The organism is Pseudonocardia sp. EC080619-01, assembly GCF_001420995.1.
Taxonomy (GTDB): domain Bacteria; phylum Actinomycetota; class Actinomycetes; order Mycobacteriales; family Pseudonocardiaceae; genus Pseudonocardia.
Genome location: NZ_CP012184.1, coordinates 144,648 through 168,500 on the forward strand (window position 1 = coordinate 144,648; position 23,853 = coordinate 168,500).

At 74.5% G+C, this 23,853-nt stretch carries 20 protein-coding genes; 9 read left to right on the top strand and 11 right to left on the bottom strand.

From position 1 onward, the window contains the following. Window positions 1-125: 125 nt before the first annotated feature. Together AD017_RS00670 and AD017_RS00675 are read right to left on the bottom strand one after the other, a co-directional pair. Complete coding sequence (locus AD017_RS00670) at window positions 126-2,480, bottom strand: penicillin acylase family protein (protein WP_060572240.1); 2,355 nt, start codon at window positions 2,478-2,480, stop codon at window positions 126-128. Window positions 2,481-2,483: 3 nt separating this feature from the next. Next, the gene (locus AD017_RS00675; protein WP_010228730.1) at window positions 2,484-3,401 is read right to left on the bottom strand and encodes a polysaccharide deacetylase; all 918 of its coding nucleotides are present in this window, start codon (window positions 3,399-3,401) and stop codon (window positions 2,484-2,486) included. Between the two features lie 238 nt (window positions 3,402-3,639). On the opposite strand from AD017_RS00675, the gene AD017_RS00680 reads away from it, so the two are divergent. Next, window positions 3,640-5,427, top strand: coding sequence for an ABC transporter substrate-binding protein (locus AD017_RS00680; protein ID WP_060572242.1), 1,788 nt, complete (start codon window positions 3,640-3,642; stop codon window positions 5,425-5,427). Window positions 5,428-5,458: 31 nt separating this feature from the next. Here AD017_RS00680 and AD017_RS00685 read toward each other — a convergent pair whose 3' ends face one another. From AD017_RS00685 to AD017_RS00695, 3 genes are all read right to left on the bottom strand, one after another. Further along, window positions 5,459-6,016 carry a GrpB family protein gene (locus tag AD017_RS00685; protein WP_060572244.1) on the bottom strand — a complete coding sequence of 186 codons (558 nt, stop codon included), beginning with the start codon at window positions 6,014-6,016 and terminating at the stop codon, window positions 5,459-5,461. A 68-nt stretch (window positions 6,017-6,084) separates the two neighbouring features. Beyond that, entirely contained in the window at window positions 6,085-6,939 is an 855-nt protein-coding gene (locus AD017_RS00690) for an alpha/beta fold hydrolase (RefSeq protein ID WP_060572246.1), read from the bottom strand. A gap of 73 nt (window positions 6,940-7,012) precedes the next feature. Beyond that, entirely contained in the window at window positions 7,013-8,548 is a 1,536-nt protein-coding gene (locus tag AD017_RS00695; protein ID WP_060572247.1) for an MFS transporter, read from the bottom strand. An 89-nt stretch (window positions 8,549-8,637) separates the two neighbouring features. Here AD017_RS00695 and AD017_RS00700 point away from each other — a divergent pair, with 89 nt between their 5' ends. After that, on the top strand, window positions 8,638-9,210 hold the full coding sequence (locus AD017_RS00700; protein ID WP_010228716.1) for a TetR/AcrR family transcriptional regulator: 573 nt from the start codon (window positions 8,638-8,640) through the stop codon (window positions 9,208-9,210). A 64-nt stretch (window positions 9,211-9,274) separates the two neighbouring features. Here AD017_RS00700 and AD017_RS00705 read toward each other — a convergent pair whose 3' ends face one another. The 6 genes from AD017_RS00705 to AD017_RS00730 form a co-directional block, all read right to left on the bottom strand. Continuing rightward, window positions 9,275-9,859 carry a histidine phosphatase family protein gene (locus tag AD017_RS00705; RefSeq protein WP_060572249.1) on the bottom strand — a complete coding sequence of 195 codons (585 nt, stop codon included), beginning with the start codon at window positions 9,857-9,859 and terminating at the stop codon, window positions 9,275-9,277. Further along, window positions 9,856-10,932: an ABC transporter ATP-binding protein gene (locus AD017_RS00710; protein WP_060572250.1), complete on the bottom strand. Its 1,077-nt coding sequence runs from the start codon at window positions 10,930-10,932 to the stop codon at window positions 9,856-9,858. Before AD017_RS00710 ends, AD017_RS00705 begins: the two co-directional genes overlap by 4 nt. After that, complete coding sequence (locus AD017_RS00715; RefSeq protein WP_060572252.1) at window positions 10,929-12,719, bottom strand: iron ABC transporter permease; 1,791 nt, start codon at window positions 12,717-12,719, stop codon at window positions 10,929-10,931. The genes AD017_RS00710 and AD017_RS00715 overlap by 4 nt, the downstream gene beginning before the upstream one ends. Continuing rightward, window positions 12,716-13,882, bottom strand: coding sequence for an ABC transporter substrate-binding protein (locus tag AD017_RS00720; protein WP_060572253.1), 1,167 nt, complete (start codon window positions 13,880-13,882; stop codon window positions 12,716-12,718). Before AD017_RS00720 ends, AD017_RS00715 begins: the two co-directional genes overlap by 4 nt. 26 nt (window positions 13,883-13,908) lie before the next feature. Beyond that, window positions 13,909-14,736, bottom strand: coding sequence for a MurR/RpiR family transcriptional regulator (locus tag AD017_RS00725; protein ID WP_010228706.1), 828 nt, complete (start codon window positions 14,734-14,736; stop codon window positions 13,909-13,911). A 158-nt stretch (window positions 14,737-14,894) separates the two neighbouring features. Beyond that, window positions 14,895-16,589, bottom strand: coding sequence for an FAD-dependent oxidoreductase (locus AD017_RS00730; protein ID WP_060576161.1), 1,695 nt, complete (start codon window positions 16,587-16,589; stop codon window positions 14,895-14,897). A 120-nt stretch (window positions 16,590-16,709) separates the two neighbouring features. On the opposite strand from AD017_RS00730, the gene AD017_RS00735 reads away from it, so the two are divergent. From AD017_RS00735 to AD017_RS00765, 7 genes are all read left to right on the top strand, one after another. Beyond that, the gene (locus AD017_RS00735; RefSeq protein WP_060572255.1) at window positions 16,710-17,084 is read left to right on the top strand and encodes a nuclear transport factor 2 family protein; all 375 of its coding nucleotides are present in this window, start codon (window positions 16,710-16,712) and stop codon (window positions 17,082-17,084) included. 251 nt (window positions 17,085-17,335) lie between these two features. Next, on the top strand, window positions 17,336-17,758 hold the full coding sequence (locus AD017_RS00740; RefSeq protein WP_010228702.1) for a hypothetical protein: 423 nt from the start codon (window positions 17,336-17,338) through the stop codon (window positions 17,756-17,758). Between the two features lie 13 nt (window positions 17,759-17,771). Further along, window positions 17,772-18,917 (top strand): FAD-dependent monooxygenase, encoded by a 1,146-nt coding sequence (locus AD017_RS00745; RefSeq protein WP_060572257.1) that lies wholly within the window; start codon window positions 17,772-17,774, stop codon window positions 18,915-18,917. Further along, window positions 18,914-20,308, top strand: a complete 1,395-nt coding sequence (locus AD017_RS00750) for an APC family permease (RefSeq protein ID WP_060572259.1) — start codon at window positions 18,914-18,916, stop codon at window positions 20,306-20,308. The genes AD017_RS00745 and AD017_RS00750 overlap by 4 nt, the downstream gene beginning before the upstream one ends. Continuing rightward, on the top strand, window positions 20,305-22,101 hold the full coding sequence (locus AD017_RS00755) for a gamma-glutamyltransferase family protein (protein WP_060572267.1): 1,797 nt from the start codon (window positions 20,305-20,307) through the stop codon (window positions 22,099-22,101). Before AD017_RS00750 ends, AD017_RS00755 begins: the two co-directional genes overlap by 4 nt. A gap of 43 nt (window positions 22,102-22,144) precedes the next feature. Further along, entirely contained in the window at window positions 22,145-23,065 is a 921-nt protein-coding gene (locus AD017_RS00760) for an alpha/beta hydrolase (RefSeq protein ID WP_227012624.1), read from the top strand. 53 nt (window positions 23,066-23,118) lie between these two features. Continuing rightward, entirely contained in the window at window positions 23,119-23,817 is a 699-nt protein-coding gene (locus AD017_RS00765) for a GntR family transcriptional regulator (RefSeq protein ID WP_060572270.1), read from the top strand. The last annotated feature ends 36 nt before the right edge of the window (window positions 23,818-23,853 follow it).

A 23,853-nucleotide genomic window follows, 5' to 3' on the forward strand; every position in this document is an offset into this window, starting at 1 on the left:
GAAGCCGGTCGCCTTCGTCCGGCAGTGCCTGGTCGACGTCCGGTGAGCGGGTCTGCACCGACGAGGTGGCCCGCTCCCGCCGGGCAGCCGCCGGGCAGCCGGGCCGGCGGCCGGCCCGGCGTCCGTCAGTCCGCGGGCCGGAGGTCCGCCACCGGTGTCAACCGGAGCCTGCTCTCCGCGACCTCCTCGACCGCGTCGCGGCTGTAGGCCAGCGGGAAGGCCTCACCCGCCGCCCAGAGGTCGAGCTGGTCGGCGTAGTGCGCCGATCTCGGGTCGCCGGACTGCCCGGGTGAGTTCAGGACCAGGGTCGAGTCCCACTCCCCGACGTCGACGGCGATGCGGAAGCTGCTCCCCATCACCGCGTTGAAGGAGTCGTCGTGCCCGGCCAGGCCGACCGTGTCCCCGCTGCCGGCGCGGGGCACCGGTGGCAGCGACCGCCAGTCGTCCGGAGCTCCGGGGTCGTGGGCGAACACCGCGTGCCGTAGATCGGTGCGGTGCAGCGCTCCCCACGTCCACCCGTCGCGGTCGGGCCCGAGCAGGGTCGCGATGTCGGCGAGCGCGGCGTCGAGCGTCTCGTCGATCCCGTCGCGCAGGGTCGCGGCGTCGCCGGGGTCGGACAGGTCGAACATGCCGAGCATCCGCAGGTCCGGCCGGAGGTCGGAGAACAGCGTGTCGGCGCGGAGCAGCCGGTGACGTGCGGCCTTCGCCCGTTCCGCGTCGACGCCGAGCCGCTCCAGGCAACGGTCGGCCAGCCACGGCCGCAGGTGACGGCGCACCCACACCTGGAAGACCAGTGCCGCCCGGCTGCCGGTCGACTCGATGCCGTCCCACTCCTGCAGCGCCGCCCACTCGCCGGCGTGCCGCGGCATCCCGGTGAGCGGGGCGAGCAGGTCGAGCAGCCGCCGTCCGTGCAGGTTCGCGGCATCGCCCTGCATCCGGATGCTCGAGGTGACGTCGACCGGGGCGTCGCCGCCGAGCCAGCCGGTGAGACGCTCGTGCCGCGCGTCGGAGTACCAGTCCGTGGTGACCGTCGGCGTCCGGTCGCCGACGCCGTCCGGGAGGTTCTCCTCGTTCGACGTCGTGAACCAGCCCGAGTCCGGGTTGCGCACCCCGGGCAGCTCCTCGAGCCTGGCGAACCCGTCCCACTCGAAGCTCCCGTCCCCCGGCACCGGGAGCGCGCCGTCCCACCCGGGCCGGCGCGGCACGAGACCGCAGCCCTGCCAGCCGATGTCCCCGCCGGCGTCGGCGAACACCTGGTTGACGCCCGGCGCGCCCCACCGCCGCAGCGCACGACGGAAGGTGTCGACGTCGTCGGCGTCCTGGTACTCGAGGCTGGCCAGGTAGGGGGCCATGCCCGGCTCGAGCCAGACGGCGCGCACGGCCACGGCCGTCCGTGCACCGGTGTCGAGGTGGACGACCGGGCCGTGCCGCGAGAAGGTCAGCCGCAGGACCTCCTCCCCGCCGCCGGCGACGGCCGTGCGCTCCTCGACGACGGTGAACGCCTCCCACCCGCCGCGGTGGCGGTAGCGGGTGTCGTCGTCGGGGTGGAGTTCGTAGACGTACAGGTCCTCGTGGTCGACCGGCCAGATCGTCAGCCCGAACGCCACCCGCCCGTTGTGTCCGATGGAGACACCCGGCAGGTTCGGCTCCCCCGCACCGATGACGCTCATCCCCGGCGCCTCGAGGTGGGTCAGGTAGCGCAGTGACGGGACCGTGACCGCGCGGTGCGGGTCGTTGGCCAGCACCGGACGCCCGGTGGCCGACCGCTGCGGCGACACGACCCAGTTGTTGCTGCCGGACGGTGCGACGGCCGCGCCGGCGCCGGGAAGGCCGGCGAGGTCGGCGGGGGCGAAGGCGAGCCGGTACACGTCGAGCACGGAGTCGTCGAGGTGCTGCAGCGCCGCGGGATCGGGCACGCCGAGTTCGGTGTGCGGCTCGCGGATCGAGCGGAGCTCCTCGGCCGCGGCACCGAGGTCGCGGACCGTGAGGGCCCGGGCCAGCTCCTGCTCGGCGTTGTAGAGCAGGCCGTGCGTGCGGATCCGGACGACGTCCTCGGGCTCCCAGCGCGCCGGCCGGTGACCGAGCGCGGCGAACTCCGGCGGCAGCCGCTCCCCGGGATCCTGCGACGCCCACTCCACGTAGGCGTTGACGCCGGTGACGAACGCGGTGACGACGTCACGGGTGCCGGTGCCGTAGGCGAGCCACTCGGCCCGCATGTCCCCCCGGTACAGGAACAACCGGGTCGCCCGGTCCTGCGCGAGGAAACGGGGACCGAAGACCTCCGACAGCCTGCCCAGCCCGCGGCGCCGCCACAGGTCGATCTGGAAGAGCCGGTCGCGGGCCGCCTGGAAGCCCTGGGCCAGGTAGGCGTCGTGCCGGTCCGTGGCGTAGACGTGCGGGACCCCCCAGCGGTCGAGGACCACCTCGACGTCGCCGTGCAGGCCCGCGACGGGGCGGGACTCGGACGGGACGGTCGCCACGGCTCAGGCCCAGCCGGAGTCGGCCGGTGCCGGCTCGACCCCACGGACGTCGGGGAGTGCGAACTTCGCCTCGTCGGTCTCGTCGTCGACCCAGGCGCGGGCGATCTCCTCGATGGTGGCGAACCAGACCCCGTCGTGGCCGCTGATGTGGTCGACCAGCTTCTCGTACCAGAGCATGTGGTGCGCCTGGCCGATGATCTGCGGGTGGACGCAGGTCGCGAAGACCGGGTTCGTCTCGTGCGCGTAGCCGTAGTCGAAGATGTCCTTCCACCGGTTGAAGATCGTGTCCGAGTCCTGCATGCCGGCCTGGGCACCGGTGTAGGCCAGCGGCGGGAAGTCGTCGAGGTACCAGTTGACCGGGACCTCCAGGACCCGGCTCGCCCGCCCCGCGACGTTGCCCTGCTCCCAGCGGACCTGCCAGCGCTGCGGGTGGTACGGGTGGAAGTCCCGGCCCATCAGGCTGGTGTCGTAGATCAGCCCCGAGTCCTCGATGATGTCCAGTGTGGACTCGCTGTAGTCCCAGTACGGGGACCGGTAGCCCACCGGCCGGATGCCCAGGACCTTCTTGAACGTCGCGAAGGCCAGGTCGACCAGGCGGCGCTCGGTGTCGCCGGAGATCATCGTGGGGTTCTCGTGGTAGTAGCCGTGGTGGCCGAACTCGTGGCCGTCGTCGAGGATCTTCTTGCACCACCCGGGGAACGTGTCGATCGAGTGGCCCGGGGTGAACCAGGTCGTGCGGACCCCGTAGCGCTTGTAGAGCGAGAGCAGCCGCGGGACGCCCACCTCCGCGCCGAACTCGCCACGCGACATGGACGCCGGGGTCGGCCGGTTGAACGCGCCGAGCCAGAGGCACTGGGCGTCGAAGTCGGTGCCGAGGTTGACGGCGATCTTCTTCCCCGGGGGGAGCTGCAGATGTCCCATGACATCTCCGATCGATTCGAGTCCGATGGTCGGTCCACGGGCCCGCCGGCGGGGATGCACCCGCTCGCCGGCGAGCTCGGTGGGCACACGCTAGGAACGGCCCGCCGGCCCGCCATCGTCAGATGTACGTAGCGGTCGGCGGCCGGTGACCCATCGCCGGATCCGCATCGGTACGGCATGCTCGGAGGACACACAGGCGTGCCGCCGCGTCCCCGGGCCGCCACGAGGAGGTGCCCCGATGACGTCACCGGACGGTGCTCCGGCGCGCCCCTCGGCGTGGTCGGGGAACGCCTTCACCGTGCAGGTGCGCCCGGACGGCCGGCTCGGCCTCGCCGACCGCGGTGACCACGCCGACGTCCCTGCGGACCTGCGCCGAGCGGCGGGCGCGATGGGGCGCGCCGGTCTGGAGCACTGCCGCTTCCACTGGCGGTCGCCGGTCTCCGGCCTGTTCTGCCGGGTCACGCTGACCGCCCGCACCGAGTCCGGCTTCGACCACGTCGAGCTGAGCGGCGACCCGGTGGAGCGGCTCCCCGCCGGGCTGTCCGCACGCGAGCTGGAGATCCTGACGATGCTCGTCGTCGGGCCGTCCAACGCCGAGATCGCCGGCGAGCTCCGCATCACCCAGCGCACCGCCGCCACGCACGTCACGCACCTGATGCAGAAGCTCGGCACCCCGACGCGCACGGCGGCCGCCACCTACGCGCTGGACACCGGGCTGCTCTGCGTGCCCCTCCCCGGGTCTCCGGCCCGCTACGCGGACCTGTCGCTCGGCCGGCTGCTCGCGGCCGCGGCGGCAGGCCCCGAGCAGCGACACCGGCAACCCCGCCTGCCACGACCGCGCCGGGAGCTGGTCGTCGGCGCCGCCCTGCCGCTGTCCGGCACGGGCAGCGACGACGGCCGCGAGATGGTCAACGGGCTGCGGCTCGCGATCGAGGAGCTCAACGCCGCCGGGGGTGTCCGCGGACGCCGGATCCGCGCGTCGGTCCACGACGTCGAGGTGACCAGCCCCGCGTCGGTCCGGACCGCCTTCGCGTCGCTGCTGCGCGACGGCGTCGACGTCCTCACCTCCGGCTACCTCGCCGGGCAGGAGATCGGGCACGAGACGGCCGCGGACAGCGGGGTGCCCTACCTGCACGCCGCCACCAGCGGCGCGATGGAACGGATGGTGCGCGACGACCACGCCCGCTTCAGCCGGATCTTCCAGGTGTGCGCCAGCGACACCGAGTACGCGCCACGGTTCGTCTCGTTCATGACCTCGCTCCGGGACCGGGGCCGGTGGGGCCACACCGCGGACCGGCTCGCGATCGTCGTCCGGGACTGGCACGGCGTCGACTTCGGCATCGACCGGGCCCGGGCGGTCGCCGAACGCGAGAACTGGACGCTCGACGTCGTCCCGGTCGGCGGGGCACCGGGCGGCGACGGCTGGGCCGGTGCCGTCGCGACCGCCGTGCGGGCGCCCACCGCGGCGGTCATGATCGGCAGCTTCTTCGTCGACGACTCCGTCGCCGCCGTCACCGCGCTGCACGAGCTGGGCTCCACCGCGCTCCCCTACGCGATCTACGCCCCGTCGGTGCCCGCCTTCCGTCACCGGCTCGGACCGCTGGCCGAGGGCGTCGTGTGGGCCACCACCACCGGCACCTACTCCGACGGTGCCGGACGGGCCTTCGCCCGTCGCTACACCGACCGGTTCGGGGTCGTCCCGGGGCGCTCGCACGCCGGGCTCGCCTACGACCGGATGCAGCGCATCGCGCGGGCCTGGAACTCGTGCGGCGACGTCACCGACGCCGACGGGATCGCCGCCCACCTGCGGACCGAGCCCTACCGCGGGGTCAACGGCACCTACAACTTCGACACCCCCGGCCAGGCCGCGCTGGGCACACCCGACCACGGTGACCCGTCGCTGGCCCAGCCGCAGCTGCTCTACCAGATCCAGGACGGCCGGCAGGTGATCATCCGTGGCGGCCCGTTCCGCACCGGCGGGTTCCGGATGCCCGCGACCGTGCCGGGCCGTCCCGGCGGCCGATGAGGGCGCGTCCGGCCGAGGCGTGTGCCCGCGGCTACCGGTCGACGGTCCAGCCGACCCGCTGTGCCCATCCCTCCGCGCGACGGGTGATGTCGGCGATCAGCGGGCCCTTCGCGTCGGCGTAGGCGTTCATGTCCGCCCACTCGCGTCCGGCGAGATCGAGCTTCAGCGCGGCGTACGCGGCGCGGTCCCGCCGGTCGGCACGGAGCCGGTCGCGGAAGAGCAGGTGCCGGCGCTCCCAGTCGCTCCCGGCCGGGCAGACGTGCACGTGCACGTCGCGCTCGGCGGTCCGGACGAGCCGGTGGCCCGGCTCCCGCACCCGCAGCAGGTATCCCGCACGCTCGAACGCCGGCAGGTACGACGGCTCGTCGTCCACGTCGGGCACGCTGAGATCGATGTCGACGATCGGCTTGGCGGCGAGACCGGGGACCGCCGTGGAGCCGACGTGGTCGACCCGCCGGGCGACCGCTCCCACCGCGGCCACGATCCGGCGGCGCTCGGCCTCGAACCTCACCGGCCACCCCGGGTCGTACGGGACGACCACGATGTCCCGTTTCTCGACTCCACCGATCAGCTCGGGTCCGCTCGCCACACCCGTGAGGATCCCAGCGGGCCCCGGACCGGCGACCGCACCCCTGGCGGTCGTGCCTCGGAGAGGGTTCAGCTCGTCGCGAGCACACCGGTGACGGCTGCGCGGACGACGTCCGGTGCCTCGTGGGTCACGAGCGCGCCCGCACCGGGGACCACCCGCACCGCCGAACCCATCAGGGCGGCGACGGGTCGCCCCAGCCGCCCGGCCGTCCACATCGGGTCCCGCTCCCCCACCAGCACGACGTGCGGGACGTCCCGCCAGTCGCGCAGCACCGCGTTCGGCAGCAGTGCCGGAGGGCCGCTCGGCCACACCGCGGTACCGGTGAGCGCCGTCCACTCGACGAGGGTGTCGTGGTCGTCCGGCACCCGGTCGCCGTACAGCGGCCGCAGGACCCGCTCGGCGCTGCGCCCCGACGGTGCCAGCTCGTGTCGCAGGACCCTCAGCTCGAAGGCGAGGTCGCCCGGGTACTCGTCGATCCCCGCCGGGGCGACCGCCACCAGCCCGGCGATCCGCCCGGTCCGGGCGCACAACCCGACCGTCGCCCCCAGGCCGTCACCGACCACGACGACCGGCCCGTCAGCGACCGCCTCGACGACCTCGTCGACCCAGTGGCCGTAGCGCCGCACGAGGTCCCCGTGCGGTCGCCGGTCGTGCGAGAGGCCCGGCTCCCCGGGCAGGTCGACGGTCACGACACGATGCCCCGTGGCGAGCTCGGCGACCAGCGGATCGAGGACCGCGGCGCACTCTCCCGCGGCCGGGAGCACGACGACCGTGGGTCCGGCCGATCCGGAGAGCGTGACGTGGGTGGTGCCGAGGCTCGTCGGCAGCTCGGTACGTCCCGCGACGTGGTCCTGTCCGTCGAGCCGCGCACGGCACCAGGCACGGACGGTCCCGCGTGCCCGGTCGTCCCCGTAGATCGACATGGCGTCGTCCCTCCTCTCGTCGACGGCGCCGCGGCGGACGAGCCGGCCGGTGGCGACGTCGGGCAGCGTGGCGTCAGTGGATCCGGGCCGGGGTCCCGCGATCGGCGTCGACGGTCCTCGGGATCGTGCGGAAGGCGACGATCGCGGCGGCGAACGTGACGGCCGCGGCGATCAGCGAGGTCGTCTGCATCGCCTCGGTGAACGCGGCCCGGGCCGTGTCCAGGACGGGTGATCCCGGCTCCAGGACCGACGTCGCCGACGCCAGGGAGTCGGTCACCGCCGCGCGCTGCTGCGGATCCAGCCCGGCCGGGAGCGACAGCCCCGCCCGGTACACCAGGGACACGACCGAGCCCAGGATCGCGATGCCCGTCGCCACCCCCAGCTCGAGCGCGGTCTCCGCGATCGCCGAGGCGGCACCGGCCTTGCGCGGCGGCACCGCCGAGACCACCGCGTCGGTCGTGAGCGTCTGCGCCAGCCCGACGCCGAGCCCCACCGGGACCAGCGCCAGCGCCAGCCACACGTAGCCGGTGGCGCCCTCCGCCACCGCGACCGCGACCAGCCCCACGCTCACCAGCAGCAGGCCCACCGCGATCGCGGGTCCCAGGCCGAGGCGGCGCAGGACCCGGCCGACCAGCACCACGACCGCGATCGCGGACAGCGTCGTCGGCAGCTCGGCGAGGCCCGCCTGCAGCGGGCTGAACCCCCGCGCCAGCTGCAGGTACTGGGAGAAGAAGAACAGCAGCCCGGTCAGCGCGAACACGGCCATGAACCCGGCGAAGACCGACCCGCTGAACGCCCGGTGCGCGAACAGCGACACGTCGATCAACGGGCTCTCCAGCCGCCGCTGCCGCCGCACGAACACCACGCCCGCCGTGATCCCGGCGAGCAGCGCGACACCGCCGGCGACGTCGATCCCGCTCGCGACCGTGTGCTTGACCGCCCAGACGACCGGGACGATCGCCCCCAGCGACAGCGCAGCCGACACCAGGTCGAACCGGCCCGGTGCGGGGTCACGCGACTCGGGCAGCAGCCACGCACCGCCCACGATCAGCACCGCCATGATCGGGACGTTGATCAGGAACACCGCCCCCCAGGAGAAGAACTCCAGCAGCGCCCCGCCCACCAGCGGCCCGAGCGCGGCCCCGCCCCCGGCAGCGGCCGACCAGACCGCGATCGCCCGCGTGCGCTCGGCCGGGTCCGGGAACACGCTGCGGATCAGCGACAGCGTCGACGGCATCAGGGTCGCGCCGGCGACGCCGAGCAGCAGCCGCGCCGCGATCAGCATCTCCGCGCTCGTCGACAGCGCGGCCAGCAGGGACGCGATCCCGAACGCCGCCGAGCCGATCAGCAGCAGCCGCCTGCGTCCGATCCGGTCGGCCAGCGACCCCATGACGATCAGCAGCCCGGCCAGGGCCAGCGAGTAGACGTCACCGATCCAGAGGATCTGGTTCGCGGTCGGCGCGAGATCGGCCGTCAGTGCGGGCACCGCCAGGTAGAGCACCGTGTTGTCGATCGCGAGCACGAGCACGGCGACCGCCAGGACCGCCAGCGCCGCCCACCGGCGGCGCGGCGACAGACCGCGACCGGGCGCGGTGACATCGAGGGACATGACCAAAACTGTACCGACTGGTCGGACCAGTATCGACGGTATTCCGGTGTGACGCCGCCCCACCGGGACGCAGGAGGAAGGATGGACCCATGGGCCGCACGACCGGACGCTCACCCGAGGACACCCGCCGACTCGTGCTCGACGCGGCCGACCGGGTCATCCGCAGGCACGGGATCGGGGCGACGCTCGACGTCATCGCCCGCGACGCCGGCGTCTCCAAGGGTGGTCTCGTCTACCACTTCGCGAGCAAGGAGGCGTTGCTCGTCGCACTCGCCCAGGAGCACCTCGACGCGTTCCGCGACGACGTCCTCGCCCGGACCGCCGAGCCCGACGGCACCCCGGGGCGGCTCACCCGGGCCTACGTCCGCGCCAGCATGGTCGACGTCGACGGCGACGACGCCCGCGAGCGGTTCAGCCTGATCGCGCAGCTGCTCACGGTCCCCGCTGTGCTGGAGCTGGCCCGCGACGACGAGCGCCGCTGGCAGCGCGACATGGACGCCGACGGCGTGCCGGCCGCGACCCAGACCCTCGTCGTCGCCGCCGCGGACGGGGTCGGTGGTCCTCCGTTGTGGGCGTCCGAACTGGACCCCGCGGTGCGGGACCAGCTGGAGACCGACCTCATCGCCCTGGTCGACGCCGCGGTGCGGCCGGACCCGGGATGAGGCCGCACCGCCCCGCCGACGACCGCCTCGGGTGCACCGAGCGTGCCCCCGGCGGCGCGGCCGGCTACTCGGACGGCTCGGCGCCGGCCGTCCGCACACCCCCGATGTTGTAGGCGTGCAGCCGGTCGAGCGCCCCGGACCGGTCGACGACGGTCAACGTCGCCGGACCGACCGGGACGAGCTTCTCCGGTGGCAGCCCCACCAGGTGCCGCAGGACGATGCGGATCGGGCCGCCGTGGGAGACGACGACCGTCGTCCCCTCCCCGGGGAGATCGGCCAGCCCGGCGAGCACCCGCTCGGTCAGTTCGGCGAACGACTCCCCGCCCGGGGGCGCGGCCCGGCCCGCGCGCCACTCCGCGTACCGGTCGGCAGGCAGGTCCGGGACCGACCGCCCGGTCCACTCCCCGAGGTGCGCCTCCCGCCAGCGGGCGTCGGTCCCGGCGGTGGGCAGGCCGAGCAGCTCGGCCGTCTCCCGGGTGCGGCCCAGCGGCGAGACGACGACGTGGTCGGCCCCGTGGACGTCCAGCACCGGACGGAGGGCGCGCACGCCCGCGCGGCCGCTGTCGGACATCGGTACGTCGGCGTCGCCCTGCAGCCGGTGGCCGGCGTTCCACGCGGTCTCGCCGTGCCGCACCAGCACCAGTCTCACGACGCGATCCGCAGGCCGGTCACCGCGTCGAAGAGACGGTCCGGCCGGTCCGGCACCAGGACCCGTAGCGGGTCACCGGGACCGGCGGCCGGGACCTCGTCGGTGACGACCGACAGCCGGGTCCCCTGGTGGAACCCGGTGACGACCACGCGCCCGGCGAGCGGTGTGGCCTCGGCGAACTCGACGGGCAACGCCGGTCCGGCAGCGTCGACCGGACCGAGACGGAGCGACTCCGGCCGGTACATGGCCCGCACCGCCGCGCCGGGCCCGACCGGGCCCGCCGGCCCGAGGTCGACGCCGCCCCGGTCCAGCCGCCCGTCCACCGCGACGGCGTCGAGGACGTTCGCCGCGGGAGTGCCCATGAACGTCGCGACGAAGTCGGTGGCGGGATCGTCGAGCAGCGCCGAGGGCGGCCCGAACTGTTCGATGCGGCCGTCGCGCATCAGGGCGACGTGGGTGGCCATCGTCAGTGCCTCGATCTGGTCGTGGGTGACGTAGACGCTGGTCGCCCCGGTCGACCGGTGCACGCGGAGCAGCTCCGCGCGGGTCTCCACACGCATCTTGGCATCCAGGTTGGACAGTGGTTCGTCGAACAGGAGGACGGACGGGCGGGTTCCGATCATCCGTGCGATCGCGACGCGCTGCTGCTGTCCACCGGAGATCTCGCCCGGGTAGCGGTCGGCGAGCGGGCCGATCGCGAGCAGCTCCAGCACCTCGTCCACCCGGGCGTCGCGCTCCGCGGCGGGCGTCCTGGCCACGGTCAGCGGCCAGGCGACGTTGGCCCGCACGGTCATGTGCGGCCAGAGGGCGTAGCTCTGGAAGACGAGGCCCGCGTCGCGCCGGCCCGGCGGGACGACCCCGCCGGGTCCCGCGACGACCCGGTCGCCGAACCGGATCTCGCCTGCGGTCGGGTCCTCGAGCCCGGCGAGCATGCGCAGCGTCGTGGTCTTGCCGCAGCCCGACGGTCCGAGCAGGACCAGGAACGCACCGTCGGGCACCTCCAGGTCGATGCCGTCGACGGCCGGCACACCGCCGAACCTCTTGCCGATCCCGGTCAGCCTGATCCCGCTCATCCGGTCTCCTCCCACGGTCGTGCGGTGCGCTCGAGCCTGCGGGCGAGCACGGTGGCCCCGACCGAGAGCACGACGATGATCACTGTGATGGCGTTGGCGAACTGGGCGAAGCCCTCGGCGGCGTAGCGGTAGGTCAGCACCGACAGCAGCGGCAGGGCCGGCGTCACCAGCAGGACCACCAGCGACAGGTCCCGCACGATGTTGACGAAGACGAGCGCCGCCCCGGCCAGCAGCCCGCGTGCCGCCAGCGGCACCACGATCCGTGCGCCGCGGCGGGCCAGCCCGGCACCCGCCATGACGGCGGCCTCCTCGACGTCCGGCGAGATCTGCCCGACGGCGCTGCGACCCGCCTGCGCGGCGAACGGCAACGTGTACGCCGTCCCGGCGATCACCAACAGCGCGAACGTCCCGTACAGCGCGGGCAGCGGGCCGACCGGGCGTCCGAACTGGGCGATGAACGCGGCGCCGAGCGCGATGCCCGGCACCAGGAACGGGAGGTAGGACAGCAGCGCCAGCGCCCCGGTCACCGGCCGGGCGCCACGCAGCCGGACCCCGACGTAGCCGACGGCCGTGCCCAGCACGGTCGCGGCGAGCGCCACCGCGAGCCCGAGCCCGACGGTGGTCAGGACCGCCTCGACGATCTGCGGGTCGCGCAGCACCCCGCGCTGCCCCTGGGCGAACGCCGGGTCCGAGGCGCCCGTCCAGAAGTGCAGCGTGAAGCCGCCGGTGAACGAGTTGGTGCGCCGGGCGAAGCTGGTCGCGAGGAGCACCAGGCCGGGCAGCACGCTGGTGGCCAGGCACAGCCCGACCGCGGCGGCCGTCAGCGGCACCCGCCAGGGTCCGAGCCCGACGAGCGTCCGCCGTCCGCCCTTGCCGCCGATGGTGGCGTAGGAGCGCCGGCCACCGACGACCCGGTTGCCGGCGAGGAGGATCGTCGCCGCGACCGCGACGAGCACGATCGAGAGCACGTAGCCGCGCTCGACCTGACCCGTGACGACGGCGCCGTGCAGGCGGGTGGACAGCGTGTGGAACCGGACGGGCAGCCCCAGCAGCGCCGGCGAGGCGAAGTTGCCGACCCCCTCGGCGAACGCCAGCAGCCCGCCGGAGAGCAGGGCCGGCGCGACCACGGGCAGCGCGATCGAGCGGGCGATGCGGAGACGCCCGGCACCGGTCATCGCCGCCGCCTCCATCAGCTCGCCGTTGACCGTCGCGAGCGCGGCGGCGGCGAGCAGGAACGACAGCGAGAAGTAGTGCGCCACGAGCGTCGCGGCCACCGGCACCGGTCCCCACGCCAGCCAGTCCGGCACGGCGACACCGAGATCGGCCAGCACACCGACCCGGCCGCCGACGAGGTCGTTGCGGAACACCGTCTCCCAGGCCAGCGCCAGCGCGAAGCTGGGCAGCGCGAACGGGACGGTGGCCAGCAGGCCGATGGTGCGCCGGAACGGGACGTCGGTCATCACGACGAGCCACGCCAGCCCGCCGCCGAGCAGCACCGACCCGGCGGCGGTCGCGGTACCGATCAGCAGCGAGTTCCCCAGGGGCTCCCACAGCAGACTGCCCGCCAGCCGGCCGGTCAGGACGTCGGACCATGCCTCGCGACCGGTCGGGCGGAGTGTGGACGCGACCAGCCCCACCATCGGGACGACGACGAGCACGGTGAGGACGGCGGCCACGAGCGTCCCGAGCCGGGCGACCGGATCGGTGACCAGCCGGCGCAGGAGGCCGGCCGCCGGCGGGCCCGGTGGAGGCGGTGCTCCCGGTGGGGCGAGGGTGGGCGCGGTCATCCGAGGGTGAGGATCAGGTCGGCCACGTCGCCGCGACGGCCGGCGACCACGGCGGGATCGATCGTCCAGGCACCCAGCTCGGCGAGCGGCACCGCCCCGGACGGCGGGACGACGTCGGTGCGGGTCGGGTAGTCCCCCGGCACGTAGAAGGGCGCGAACCCGGGGCCGCCGTCCGGCGAGCCGTCGCCCATGAGGAAGTCGACGAGCAGCCGCGCGGCAGCCGGGTGCGCGGCGTCCGGGGTGACCCCGAGCAGGGCGGGGAACGCGATCCCCGGGGCCGGGGCCACCCCGGTCGCGGCCTGGAGCGCGCGGTTCTCGTCCTCGTTGTCGCGGCGGTCGGAGTAGGTCGTGAAACCGACCGGCGGGTCCTGCTGGCCGCGCGCACCCACGGCGGCGTTCACCTCGTCGGTGTCCCCGACCAGCACGACGTCGTTGGCGTAGAGGTCGGCGATCCACTGCTCCCCCGCCGACCCGATACCGTCGCCGAGGACGACCGGGCCACCGCGCAGCGCCCGGTGCGCCTCGTCCATCTCGGGCGAGCGCAGGACGACCTCGGTCATGAGGTCGAGGTAGTCGCCACGGACCTGCGGGTCGACCATCACGACCCGGCCCCGCCACTGCGGGTCGGTCAGCTCCCAGAGGTTGGTCACCGGCGGGCCGGCGGGGTGCGCCTCCTCGTTGTACATGAGCGTCTTGGTCGACAGCCTGCTCGCGAGCAACGGCTCCCGGAACCGGTCCGGCACCGAGCCGGCGATCCGGGGCGGCACGTAGTTGCGGACCGTGCCTTCGGCGAGCAGCTCGTCGAGCACGACGGGCGCGTCGGACAGGTACGCGACGTCCGCGCCCGGGCTGCCGGCCTCGGCCTCCGCCCGGATCCGGGCGATCTGCTCGGTGGAGGAGATGTCGGTGGCGAGCAGGTCGACACCCGGGTAGGTGCGTTCGAACTCGGCCTCCACCTGCGCGATCCGGCTGGTGAAGGAGTACACGACGACCTGCCCCTCCTGCCGCGCCCGTTCGACGAGCTCGGCGGTCGGGGCGGTGTCGAGCGGGTCGGGCGCGGCCGGGGCCGGTGCGCCGGTGTCCGGGACCCCGCCACCGCAGGCGGTGAGGGTCAGGCACAGGACGGCGGTGGCTGCCAGGGTGCGGGCGAGGAGCTGCGACATGGGGTTCTCCGCGTGCGGTGAGGGTGTCAGGAGTCGAAGCGGTCGAGCAGGTCGTCGAGCCTCCGCAGCGCTGCGGTGGTGCGGTCCTCGGCGAGCCGGGCGATGCCGAGGACGAGTGCGTTCACCACGGCCATCGGCGCGGTGAGGGACTGGAACTCGCGCCCGCTGCCCCGCGGTGCGACGAGCACCGTGGGCGATCCGCCGCCCGCACCCCCGAGGACGTCGGTCAGCAGCACCACCGGGGTCCCGATCTCCTCGGCGGTGGCCAGCAGCGGGGGCAGGGTGCGGGGCGCGCGGCGGAAGGCCAGTGCGACCACGAGGTCGCCGGGGTCGAGCGAGATCAGCTCCTCGGCCAGGTCCCGGTCCGAGCCCGGCAGCTCGACGACCGGCAGGCCGAAGCGGCGCAACCGCCGGACCAGCATCCCGCCGAGCACGGTGGCGTTGCCCCGGGCGTAGACGAGGGTGCGGCGCGCGGCGAGGATCCGGCCGGCGACGTCGTCGATCTCCGCACCGCCGACGGCGCGCGGGAGCGCCCGCAGCGCGTCCGCCTCGTCCTCGACGAGGTCGGCCAGCACGTCGTCGGAGCGGTCCAGCCTGCGGCGCACCCGCTCGGCCGCGTCCGTCCCGACGACCAGCTCGGACTGGAACGCCGACCGCAGCTGCGGGTAGCCGGTGTAGCCGAGCTTCTTCGCCAGCCTGGTCGCCGCCGCCACGTGCACGCCCGCGCGTCCGGCCACCTGCTCGGCGGGGAGGAACGCCGCCTCGGTCGGATGCGACAGCAGGACGTCCACGACGGCGAGATCGGCCGGTGAGAGGCGGGATCGGTTCTCGTCGATGACGGCACGGAGCGACACGCGGGAGACGCTAGCTGCACGATGTCTTGCAGACAGGGCACTACTTGCAAACTACTTCGCAACGGTAGGTGAACCGGCGGGGTGGACGGTCCCTCCGGAGTCACCACGACCGCGATGCGGCGCTACCGGGCGACGTCAGGGACGGCGACGACGGGCCGTCATCCGCGACCGGCTCCCGCATCGGTCGCCGCCAGGTACGCGTGCACCATCGGGACGACCGAGGCACCCTCCCCCGACGCCGAGGTGACCCGCTTCATCGAGCCCGCACGGACGTCACCGACGGCGAGGACCCCGGGGACGCTCGTGGCGAGGTCGGCCGGGGGCCGGCCGTCGACCCAGTACTCGGTGGGCAGGTCCCGGCCGGTGCGGACGAACCCCCGGCCGTCGCGGTCGATCTCCGGCGGGAGCCAGTCGCCGTGCGGGTCGGCACCGAGCAGGAGGTAGAGCCCCCGCACCTCGCGCCGGGTGGTCTCGCCGGTGTCGAGGTGGCGGAGCGCGACCCAGGACAGGGCACCCCGCTCGTCGGTCCCGCCGTCGACGACCTGGCTGCGCGTGACGATCCCGATCCGCGGGTGGGACTCGATCTCGCGCAGCAGGTAGTCGGACATGGTGTCGGCGAGTCCCCCGCGACGCACGACCACGGTGACCGAGGCGGCGAAGCGCGCCAGGTGGATGGCCGCCTGGCCGGCGGAGTTCCCGCCGCCGACGACGACGGCCTCGTGGCCGGTGGTGTCGCGGGCGGTGCTGATCGCGGCGCCGTACTGCACGCCCCGTCCCACCAGCCGTTCGAGGGAGTCGACCCCGAGCGTCCGGTAGGCGACACCGCAGGCGAGGACGACGGCGCGGGCGCGGACCTCACCGCCGGTGGTGTGCAGGGTGTGGAGCCCGTCGGCACCGCGGACGAGCCCCCGCACCTCCCAGCCGACGCGGAAACGCGCACCGAAGCGGCTCGCCTGGGTCCGTGCGCGCTGCGCGAGGCGCATGCCGGAGATGCCGCGCGGGAACCCGAGATAGTTGCGGATCATCGAGCTGGTGCCGGCCTGACTGCCGACGGCGTCGGTGTCGAGCACGACCGTGGTGAGGCCCTCGCTGGCCCCGTAGACGGCGGCGGCCAGCCCGCCGGGACCGGCCCCGACGACCGCCAGGTCGACGGTGTCGGTGATGTCGCCGGGCGCCCCGTAGAGCAGGGCCGCGACGTCCGCCGGGGCGCTCGGCACGATCGGTGGCTGGTCGAAGACCTGGACCAGGGGGTAACCGACCGTGCCGCCGGTCGCGGTGCAGGCGGCGCGGACGGCCCGGCCGGCGTCGCTGTCGGGCGACACGACCTCGGTGGGCATCCCCATGCGTTCGGTGAGCTCGCGGACGGCAGCGGTCAGGGGATCGGCGCCGGGGTCCACGATCCGGATCAGCGCGACCTCGGGATCGGCGGTCGTGGCGCCCCAGTCGGACAGCAGCTCGGTGAGCGCGATGTGGAACTCCTCGTCCCGTGGGCCGCGTGGCATGAGCAGGTAGGCGTCGAACACACCGGCGCCCAGGGCCGCACGCAGGCCCCGCTCCGACGTGCGGAGCTCGGCCATGAACTGCTCGTAGGGCGGGGCGAGCACCCGCCGCGCCGCAGGCACCCGGGCTCGCCAGGCGGTGAAGGCCGCGAGCGCATCGGCGTCGGGCAGCTCGCCGTCCTGCACGATCATCGCCACCTGGGCACCCGCGGCGGTGATCTCGTCGACGACGGCGAGGACCCCGACCGAGGACCCCGCGACGCGCACGTCGTAGTCGTGTTCGTAGCGGCGCAGCGGGACACGCAGTGCCTCGGCGTGCTCGGCAGAGGCGATCACGACGGCGGGGACGGGCATGTCGATCTCCTTCACGGACGCGACCGGTGTCCGGCGACGACCGTACCGTGGGACGGGACGGTCCCGTATCGTCGCGTCCGGATCCCGTCCACGACCAGCACCTCCGTGAAGGAGATCGACATGCCCGCGACACCGCCGCTCGCCCTCGACCGCTACATCGCCGCGACCGACCGGGCCGTCGCCGACGACGGTGCCCTCGACGACCTCCTCGACGTCTTCGCCCCCGACGCCGTGGTGCAGCTCGACGACGTCCCCGTCCGCGGCCGCGACGCCCTGCGCGAGCTGTACCGGGACTTCGTCACCGTCCACGTCGAGGCCACGCACTACTGGAACACCAGGGTCCTCGCCGACGGCCGGGAGGAGGCGACGTGGGCGTGCGCGGCGCGGGTCGCCGACGGCTCCGTCGTCACGGCGGCCGGGGTCGAGTGCGCGACCGTCGGACCGGACGGCCGCATCGTGTCGCTGCGGAACGAGTTCACCCGCCGGCCCGCCTGACCGGGCCACGGGAGCGGACGGTCCCGCCCCGGCCGGGCACGCCGGGCGCCGACGGCCGGGCGTCCCGTCGTGGCGTGCCGACGTCGTCGCGCAGGGCCGCGGCCACGCCGTGGCCATGCCCTCCGTGCCCGTCGCTCCTGCCGCCGCCCGGAACCGGCGGGTCGGGCTCCCTCCGCAACCGGCGCGACCGGACACCTTCACATTGCATCCATTACTGGCTACATTGCATCGCACCTGAGTGAAGGAGAGCCGTGAGTTCCTACCCACCCACCCCCGGCGACACCCTGATCTTCGAGAACGACCGGGTGCGCGTGTGGTCGATGACCCTCGAGGCCGACGGAGGGATGTTCGACTTCCACCAGCACCACCACGACCACCTGGTGATCTGGCCGGACGCCGGCGAGGCGGAGGCTCAGGAGCTCGGCGACGACACCTGGCCGGTGCGCCAGTCGGCCGAGCCGGGCTTCTGCATGTTCAAGACCGTCGGGTCGGGCGGACCGATGACCCCGCACCGGATCCGGAACGCCGGCTCCACGGCGGTCACCCACTACGTCGTCGAGCTGATCGGCGAGGAGTCCCCGAGCCCGGTGACCCTCGACGCGCAGACCAACGACCGCGGCCGCATCAGCCACCCGGGCCTGTCGACCGCCGGGCCCGACGATCCCCCGTCCTGATCGGAGCGCTCGGATGAAGGTACTGATCTGCGGCGCCGCCATGGCGGGACTCTCGGCCGCCTACTGGTTCGCCCGCCTCGGCCACGACGTGGCCGTCGTCGAACGGGCGCCGGGGATCCGGCGGGGCGGCGCACCGATCGACGTCCGCGGCCCCGCACTCGACACCGCCCGGCGGATGGGGATCCTCGACCGGATCCGCGCCGAGCAGATCCGGCCCCCCGCCCCGTACGACGTCGTGGGTGCCGACGGCGCCGTCCGGGGCCGGTTCGCCATCGCCTGGTTCGGCAACGAGAGCCCGGACGACGTCGAGATCGGCCGCGACCGGCTCGGCGCCGCCCTCCGGGACGCCGTCGACTCCCTCGGCTCGCGCGCCCGCCTGGTCTTCGGCACCGAGATCACCGGGATCGTCCAGGACGAGGACGGCGTCACCGTCACGACACCGGCGTCGGCCGAGCGGTACGACCTCGTCGTCGGCGCGGACGGACTCCACTCCGCGGTGCGCCGGATGGTCTTCGGCGAGGAGGAGAGGTTCGTCCGTCACCTGGGCCTCTACGTCGCCCTGGTGTCCCTGGACCCCCGGCGACGGTGGGCCCCGGGCATGTACAGCGCCCCGGGACGGACGGCGTTCGTCCGCGACGACACCGACCGTCCGCTCGGGATGACGATGTTCCGGAGTCCACGGCTGAGCTACGACGTCCACGACCTCGCCGCGCAGCGGGACATCGTCTGCGACGTCCTCGCCGGCGACGACGCCTGGCAGATGCCCCGACTGCGGGAGTCGCTGCGGGACCCGGACTCCCCCGGCTTCTACTTCGACTCGATCAGCCAGACCCGGATGGCCTCCTGGCACCGTGGACGGGTCGCACTCGTCGGCGACGCCGCACACTGTGCCGCGCTGCTCTCCGGCATGGGCACCAGCCTGGCCATGACCGGGGCACGGTTCCTGGCCGAGGCCGTGACCCGGTCCCCTGACGACCTCGCCGCCGCCCTCGCCGAGTACGAGACGCACCAGCGCCCGCTGGTCGAGCGTGCCCAGGACGGCGTCGACGGCAACAGCAACATCATGGTCCCCGCGACCGAGACCGACCTCGGACGACGGGACGCCCTGCTGCGGCGGGCCGAGGCGGCCGCCGGGGCTGCACCGGGCGGTGCGCGGTGACGGCCACGAGCGGGACCACCGCGGGACAGCTGCGCAAGGGAGCCGTCGGGGCGCCCGGCATGGTGTTCATGGTGGTCGCCGCGACGGCGCCGCTGACGGCGATGTCGTCGAACATCTCGCTCAGCCTCGGCATGGGGGTGGGCCCGGCCGTCGTGCTCGTGATGATCCTGACCGGGGTACTGCTGGCGGTGTTCTCGGCGGGCTACCTGGTGCTCGCCCGCCACGTGACCTGCGCCGGCGCGTACCAGGCCTTCGTGGCCTTCGGGCTCGGCCGGGGCGCCGGTGGGAGCGTCGCGTTCGTCGCGACGCTCGCCTACACCCTCGCGGCGGGCGGCATGGTGGCGGCCGCCGGCTACTTCACCGGGCTCGCCGTGTCGTCGGTGACCGGGGTGGACCTGCCCTGGTGGCTGTTCTCGGTGGGGGCGCTGGCGGTCACCGTCGCGCTCGGGCTGCGGGGCGTGGAGATCGCGCAGCGGGTCACGACGACCGTCTCGGTGCTGCAGTTCGGCATCATCGGGCTGCTGGCGCTGGCGGTCCTCGTCGAGCGTCCGGGTGCGTGGGCGAACAGCGCGATGCTGTCCCCGGCGGCGGGGTTCGGCCCCGGGCTCGCCCTGACCCTCGTCTTCTGCCTCCTCTCGTTCGGCGGTTTCGAGGCCACCGCCGCCTACGGCGAGGAGACCCACGCGCCCAGCCGCAGCATCACGCTCGCCACCTACGCGGCGCTCGGCCTCCTGCTGGGCGTCTTCGTCCTCGGCACCTGGACGCTCGTCGCCGCGTTCGACGACGTCGCCGCCGCGGCCGCAGCGGATCCCGGCTCGCTGGTCGTGCAGGCCGCCGACCGCTACCTGGGTCCCTGGTCCGGACCACTGCTGGGCGTGCTGATCGCGATCAGCTTCCTCGCCGCGGCGGTGGCCTTCCACAACCTCGCGATCCGCTACCTGTTCGCGCTCGGTCGCGACGGCCTGCTGCCCCGGGCGCTGGCCCGCACACACGGCCGCTACCAGACCCCCTACGTCGGGTGCGTCGTCGTCGGCGTCGTCGCCGTCGTCCTGCTCGTGCCGTTCGCGCTGGCCGGGGCCGACCCGCTGGTGAACCTGTTCCCCGCGGTCTCGGGGATCACCTCGATCTCGCTGGTCGCGATGATGGCGGGCTGCTGCGTGAGCCTGCTCGCGGCCCGGGCCCGCGGCATCGTCACCGGTTCGCCGTGGTCCACGGTCGTGGCACCGGTCCTGGCCGGTCTCGGCCTGCTCGCGGCGCTGTTCCTGATCGTCGTGAACTACGAGGAGGTCACCGGGAGCGCCTCCCCGGTGATCGCCTCCATGCCCGTGGTCGTGGTGCTGGCCGCGGTCGCGGGTGCGGCCGCCGCCCGGGTGAGCGGACGTCGCGGATGACCGCGATGCAGGCACGTCCGGACCTCGTCGGCTCGTTCGGGATGGCGGCGTCGACCCACTGGCTGGCCTCGGCGACGGCGCAGTCGGTGCTCGAGCGGGGCGGCAACTCGGTCGACGCGGCCACCGCCGCGGGGTTCGTGCTGCACGTCGTCGAACCCCATCTCAACGGGCCCGGTGGCGATCTCGTCGGCCTGGTGAAGCCGGCCGGGGGCGAGCCGAGCGTCGTCTGCGGCCAGGGCCCCGCCCCGGCGGCGGCGAGCATCGGGCACCTGCGTGCCGAGGGGCTCGACGCGGTGCCGGGAGCCGGGGCGCTGGCCGCCGCCGTCCCGGGTGCCGTGGACGCGTGGCTGCTGATGCTGGCCCGGTTCGGTACCTGGCCGCTGGGCGACGTCCTCGACTACGCGATCGGCTACGCGGAGCGCGGCGTCCCCCTGCTCCCGACGACGGCGGCGGTGATCGGCGCCGTGAGCGACCTGTTCCGGGACCGGTGGCCGTCGTCGGCCCGGCTCTGGCTCCCCGACGGCCGCGTGCCCGTCGCGGGTGAGGTGCTGGCCAACCCCACCTACGCGGCGACCCTGCGCCGGATCCGGGACGAGGCGGTCCACGGTGCGGGCTCCGGCGCGGACCGGGCCCGGGTGATCGAGCACGCCCGCCGGGTCTGGGGCGGGGGCTTCGTCGCGAACGCCGTGGAGAAGTTCGTCGCCACGACCGCGCACCGGCACTCGTCGGGGTCGTCGCACCACGGCGTGCTCACCGGTGCCGACATGGCGGGCTTCCGCGCGCACCTCGAGGAGCCGGTGGGCGTGACGTTCCGGGGACACCGGGTGTACAAGGCCGGGCCCTGGAGCCAGGGCCCGGCGCTCCTGCAGGCCCTGTCCGTCCTGGACGGCGTCGGCGACGCGCGGCTCGACCCGGACACCGCCGAGGGCGTCCACCTGGTCGCCGAGACGCTCAAGCTGGCGCTGGCAGACCGGGACGCCTGGTACGGCCACGCGACGCCGCGCCACGAGCTGGCGACGCTGCTCTCGCCGGAGTACGCCGCGGCACGGCGCGCGCAGGTCGCGGAGGTGGCCTCGCACGAGTTCCGCCCGGGGCACCTGCCCGGCGCCCGCCGGCCGTGGCTCCCACCGCTGCGGCGAGCGGGCTCCGAGGCGTCCGGTGCGTCGGTGACCACGGGCGAACCGACGGTCCGCGACGACGGCGAGACCCGCGGGGACACCTGCCACGTCGACGTCGTCGACCGGTGGGGCGCGGTCGTCTCGGTCACCCCGTCGGGCGGCTGGCTGCAGTCGAGTCCGGCGATCCCGGAACTGGGGTTCTGTCTCGGCACCCGGCTCCAGATGACCTGGCTCGACGCGGCCAGCCCGGCGGCACTGGGTCCGGGCCGGAGACCCCGGACGACGTTGTCGCCGACCCTGGTCCGGCACGGCTACCGGTGGACCGCCCTCGGGACCCCCGGCGGCGACCAGCAGGAGCAGTGGCAGCTCGGCTTCCTGCTCCGCACGGTCGTCGGTGGGTCGAGCCCGCAGCACGCCGTCGAGGCACCCGCGGTCCACACCACCGGCTACGTCTCCAGCTTCTGGCCGCGGGCCTGGGAACCCGGCGGCCTGAGCGTCGAGGACCGTCTCGGCGACACCGTCGTCGACGAGCTGGTGGCGCGCGGCCACGTGGTGACCCGGGCCGGCGACTGGGCGCTCGGCCGGCTCTCCGCGGCCTGGCACGACCGCCGCTCGGGCCTGGTCGGTGCGGCCGCGAACCCGCGAGGGGCGCAGGGCTACGCCGTCGGCCGATGAACCACCGCCCCGCCACCCCACGACCCGAGAAGGACGTGATCCCGTGCTCCACGACGACCGGCCCCGCCCGGGGGTCGTCCGCCCGTTCGACCTGGTCGCGCCCGGGTTCGCCGAGCCGGTGGAGGTCCGTGCCCTCCCCGGCTGCCGGTCCTATCCGGACGTCACGGTCGCGACGATCCCGGGGTGGCGGCCGCTGACCGTCGACGTGCACGTGCCCGACGACGGGGACGGCCCCTTCCCCGTCGTGGTCTACGCGCACGGCGGCGCCTTCATCGCCGGCGTGCCCCGCATGGGGCCGTGGGGGACGCTGCCGTCGCACGGGATCGCGGTCGTGTCGCTGGCCTACCGGCTGTCCGGCGAGGCCCGGTACCCCGAACCCGTCGAGGACGTGATCACGGCGCTGCGCTGGGTCCGCGCGCACGGCCGGCGGTACGGGCTCGACCCGGCACGCGTCGCCGGCTGGGGCAGCTCCGCGGGCGCCTACCTGGTGGGCCGGGCCGCGTTCACCGACGGTGCGTCGATCGGTCACGCCGTTCCGGAGCTCGCCGGTGCCGCGGCGACGATGGATGCGGTGGTCCTGCACTACCCTGCGGTGGACTTCCCGGCGCTGCTGGGACAGCCCGCCGATCCCGACCGGCTCGCCATGTGGTGGACGACGGCCTGCAACTTCTTCGGGGTGACCCGTGAGGGCGACCTGTCACCGCTGGAGCACGGGTCGCTGCCGGCGGCCGCCGCACGGGCCACCCGGGTCCCACCGCTGCTGCTCGCCCACGGCACCGCCGACGAGGTCGTGCCGCACAGCCAGAGCGAGCTGCTGCACGACGCCGTACGCCTGGCCGGCGGGCGGAGCGAGCTGACCCTGGTGGAGGGCGCCGGGCACGGGGCGGACGTCTTCGGCTCACCGGCGGTCGTCGAGCCGGCGATCTCGTTCCTCCGTCAGGTCTGGGAGGACGCGGCGCGCTGAATGGGATGCAGTAGGTTCTTTCTTGCACCTTCTGCTCGATCCCAGGGGAAGCCGTGGAGTCCGACCTGCTCACCGACGACGGGCTCTCGCTCAGCGACCGGGTCGCGGAGGCGCTGCAGAGCCGGATCATCGCCGGCACGATCCCGGTCGGCACGTGGATCCGGCACAGCGCGGTGGCCGAGGAGTTCGAGATCAGCCGGACACCGGTCCGGGAGGCCCTGCGCATCCTGGCGGAGCGCGACGTCGTCACGATCGTGCCGAACCGCGGGGCCCGGGTGAACGGCCAGTCCCCGGGCGACATCCGCCTGATCGGCGAGGTCCGCTCCGAGCTCGAGGGGATGGCCGCGCAGTGGGCGGCGGACCGCATCGACGACCGGCTCTCGGCCCGGTTGCGGACGGCGTGGGACAGGTTCCGCGAGATCGTCGACGGGACGGTCGACGGGGACGTCGCGCAGGAGTGGGCGGCGGCGAACGGGGAGTTCCACTCGGTGATCCTCGAGGCGGCCGGCAACAAGTACCTGTCGCTGACCGTCGCGGAGCTCAGGCGCCGGCTGCCGCACAACATCTCGTTCGGAGCCTATGCGGGGAACTCCCGCCTGCTGGCCCGCAACCTCGCCGAGCACGACGCGATCGCCGAGGCGGTCCTCGACGGCGACGGGGCCCGGGCCCGGGAGCTCATGACCGCGCACATCCGGGTGTCCGTCGACGCGGTCGCCGCCTGGCTGGACCGCTCGGGCGGCCACGCCGGGTGAGCGCCGCCCCGCCCGGCGGGATGGTCGTGGCGTCGG

Coding starts and splice junctions, on each gene's coding strand:
- AD017_RS00675 (WP_010228730.1), bottom strand. CDS start 3,401: ATGGGACATCTGCAGCTCCCCCCGGGGAAGAAGATCGCCGTCAACCTC.
- AD017_RS00680 (WP_060572242.1), top strand. CDS start 3,640: ATGACGTCACCGGACGGTGCTCCGGCGCGCCCCTCGGCGTGGTCGGGG.
- AD017_RS00690 (WP_060572246.1), bottom strand. CDS start 6,939: ATGTCGATCTACGGGGACGACCGGGCACGCGGGACCGTCCGTGCCTGG.
- AD017_RS00695 (WP_060572247.1), bottom strand. CDS start 8,548: ATGTCCCTCGATGTCACCGCGCCCGGTCGCGGTCTGTCGCCGCGCCGC.
- AD017_RS00700 (WP_010228716.1), top strand. CDS start 8,638: ATGGGCCGCACGACCGGACGCTCACCCGAGGACACCCGCCGACTCGTG.
- AD017_RS00710 (WP_060572250.1), bottom strand. CDS start 10,932: ATGAGCGGGATCAGGCTGACCGGGATCGGCAAGAGGTTCGGCGGTGTG.
- AD017_RS00715 (WP_060572252.1), bottom strand. CDS start 12,719: ATGACCGCGCCCACCCTCGCCCCACCGGGAGCACCGCCTCCACCGGGC.
- AD017_RS00720 (WP_060572253.1), bottom strand. CDS start 13,882: ATGTCGCAGCTCCTCGCCCGCACCCTGGCAGCCACCGCCGTCCTGTGC.
- AD017_RS00730 (WP_060576161.1), bottom strand. CDS start 16,589: ATGCCCGTCCCCGCCGTCGTGATCGCCTCTGCCGAGCACGCCGAGGCA.
- AD017_RS00735 (WP_060572255.1), top strand. CDS start 16,710: ATGCCCGCGACACCGCCGCTCGCCCTCGACCGCTACATCGCCGCGACC.
- AD017_RS00745 (WP_060572257.1), top strand. CDS start 17,772: ATGAAGGTACTGATCTGCGGCGCCGCCATGGCGGGACTCTCGGCCGCC.
- AD017_RS00755 (WP_060572267.1), top strand. CDS start 20,305: ATGACCGCGATGCAGGCACGTCCGGACCTCGTCGGCTCGTTCGGGATG.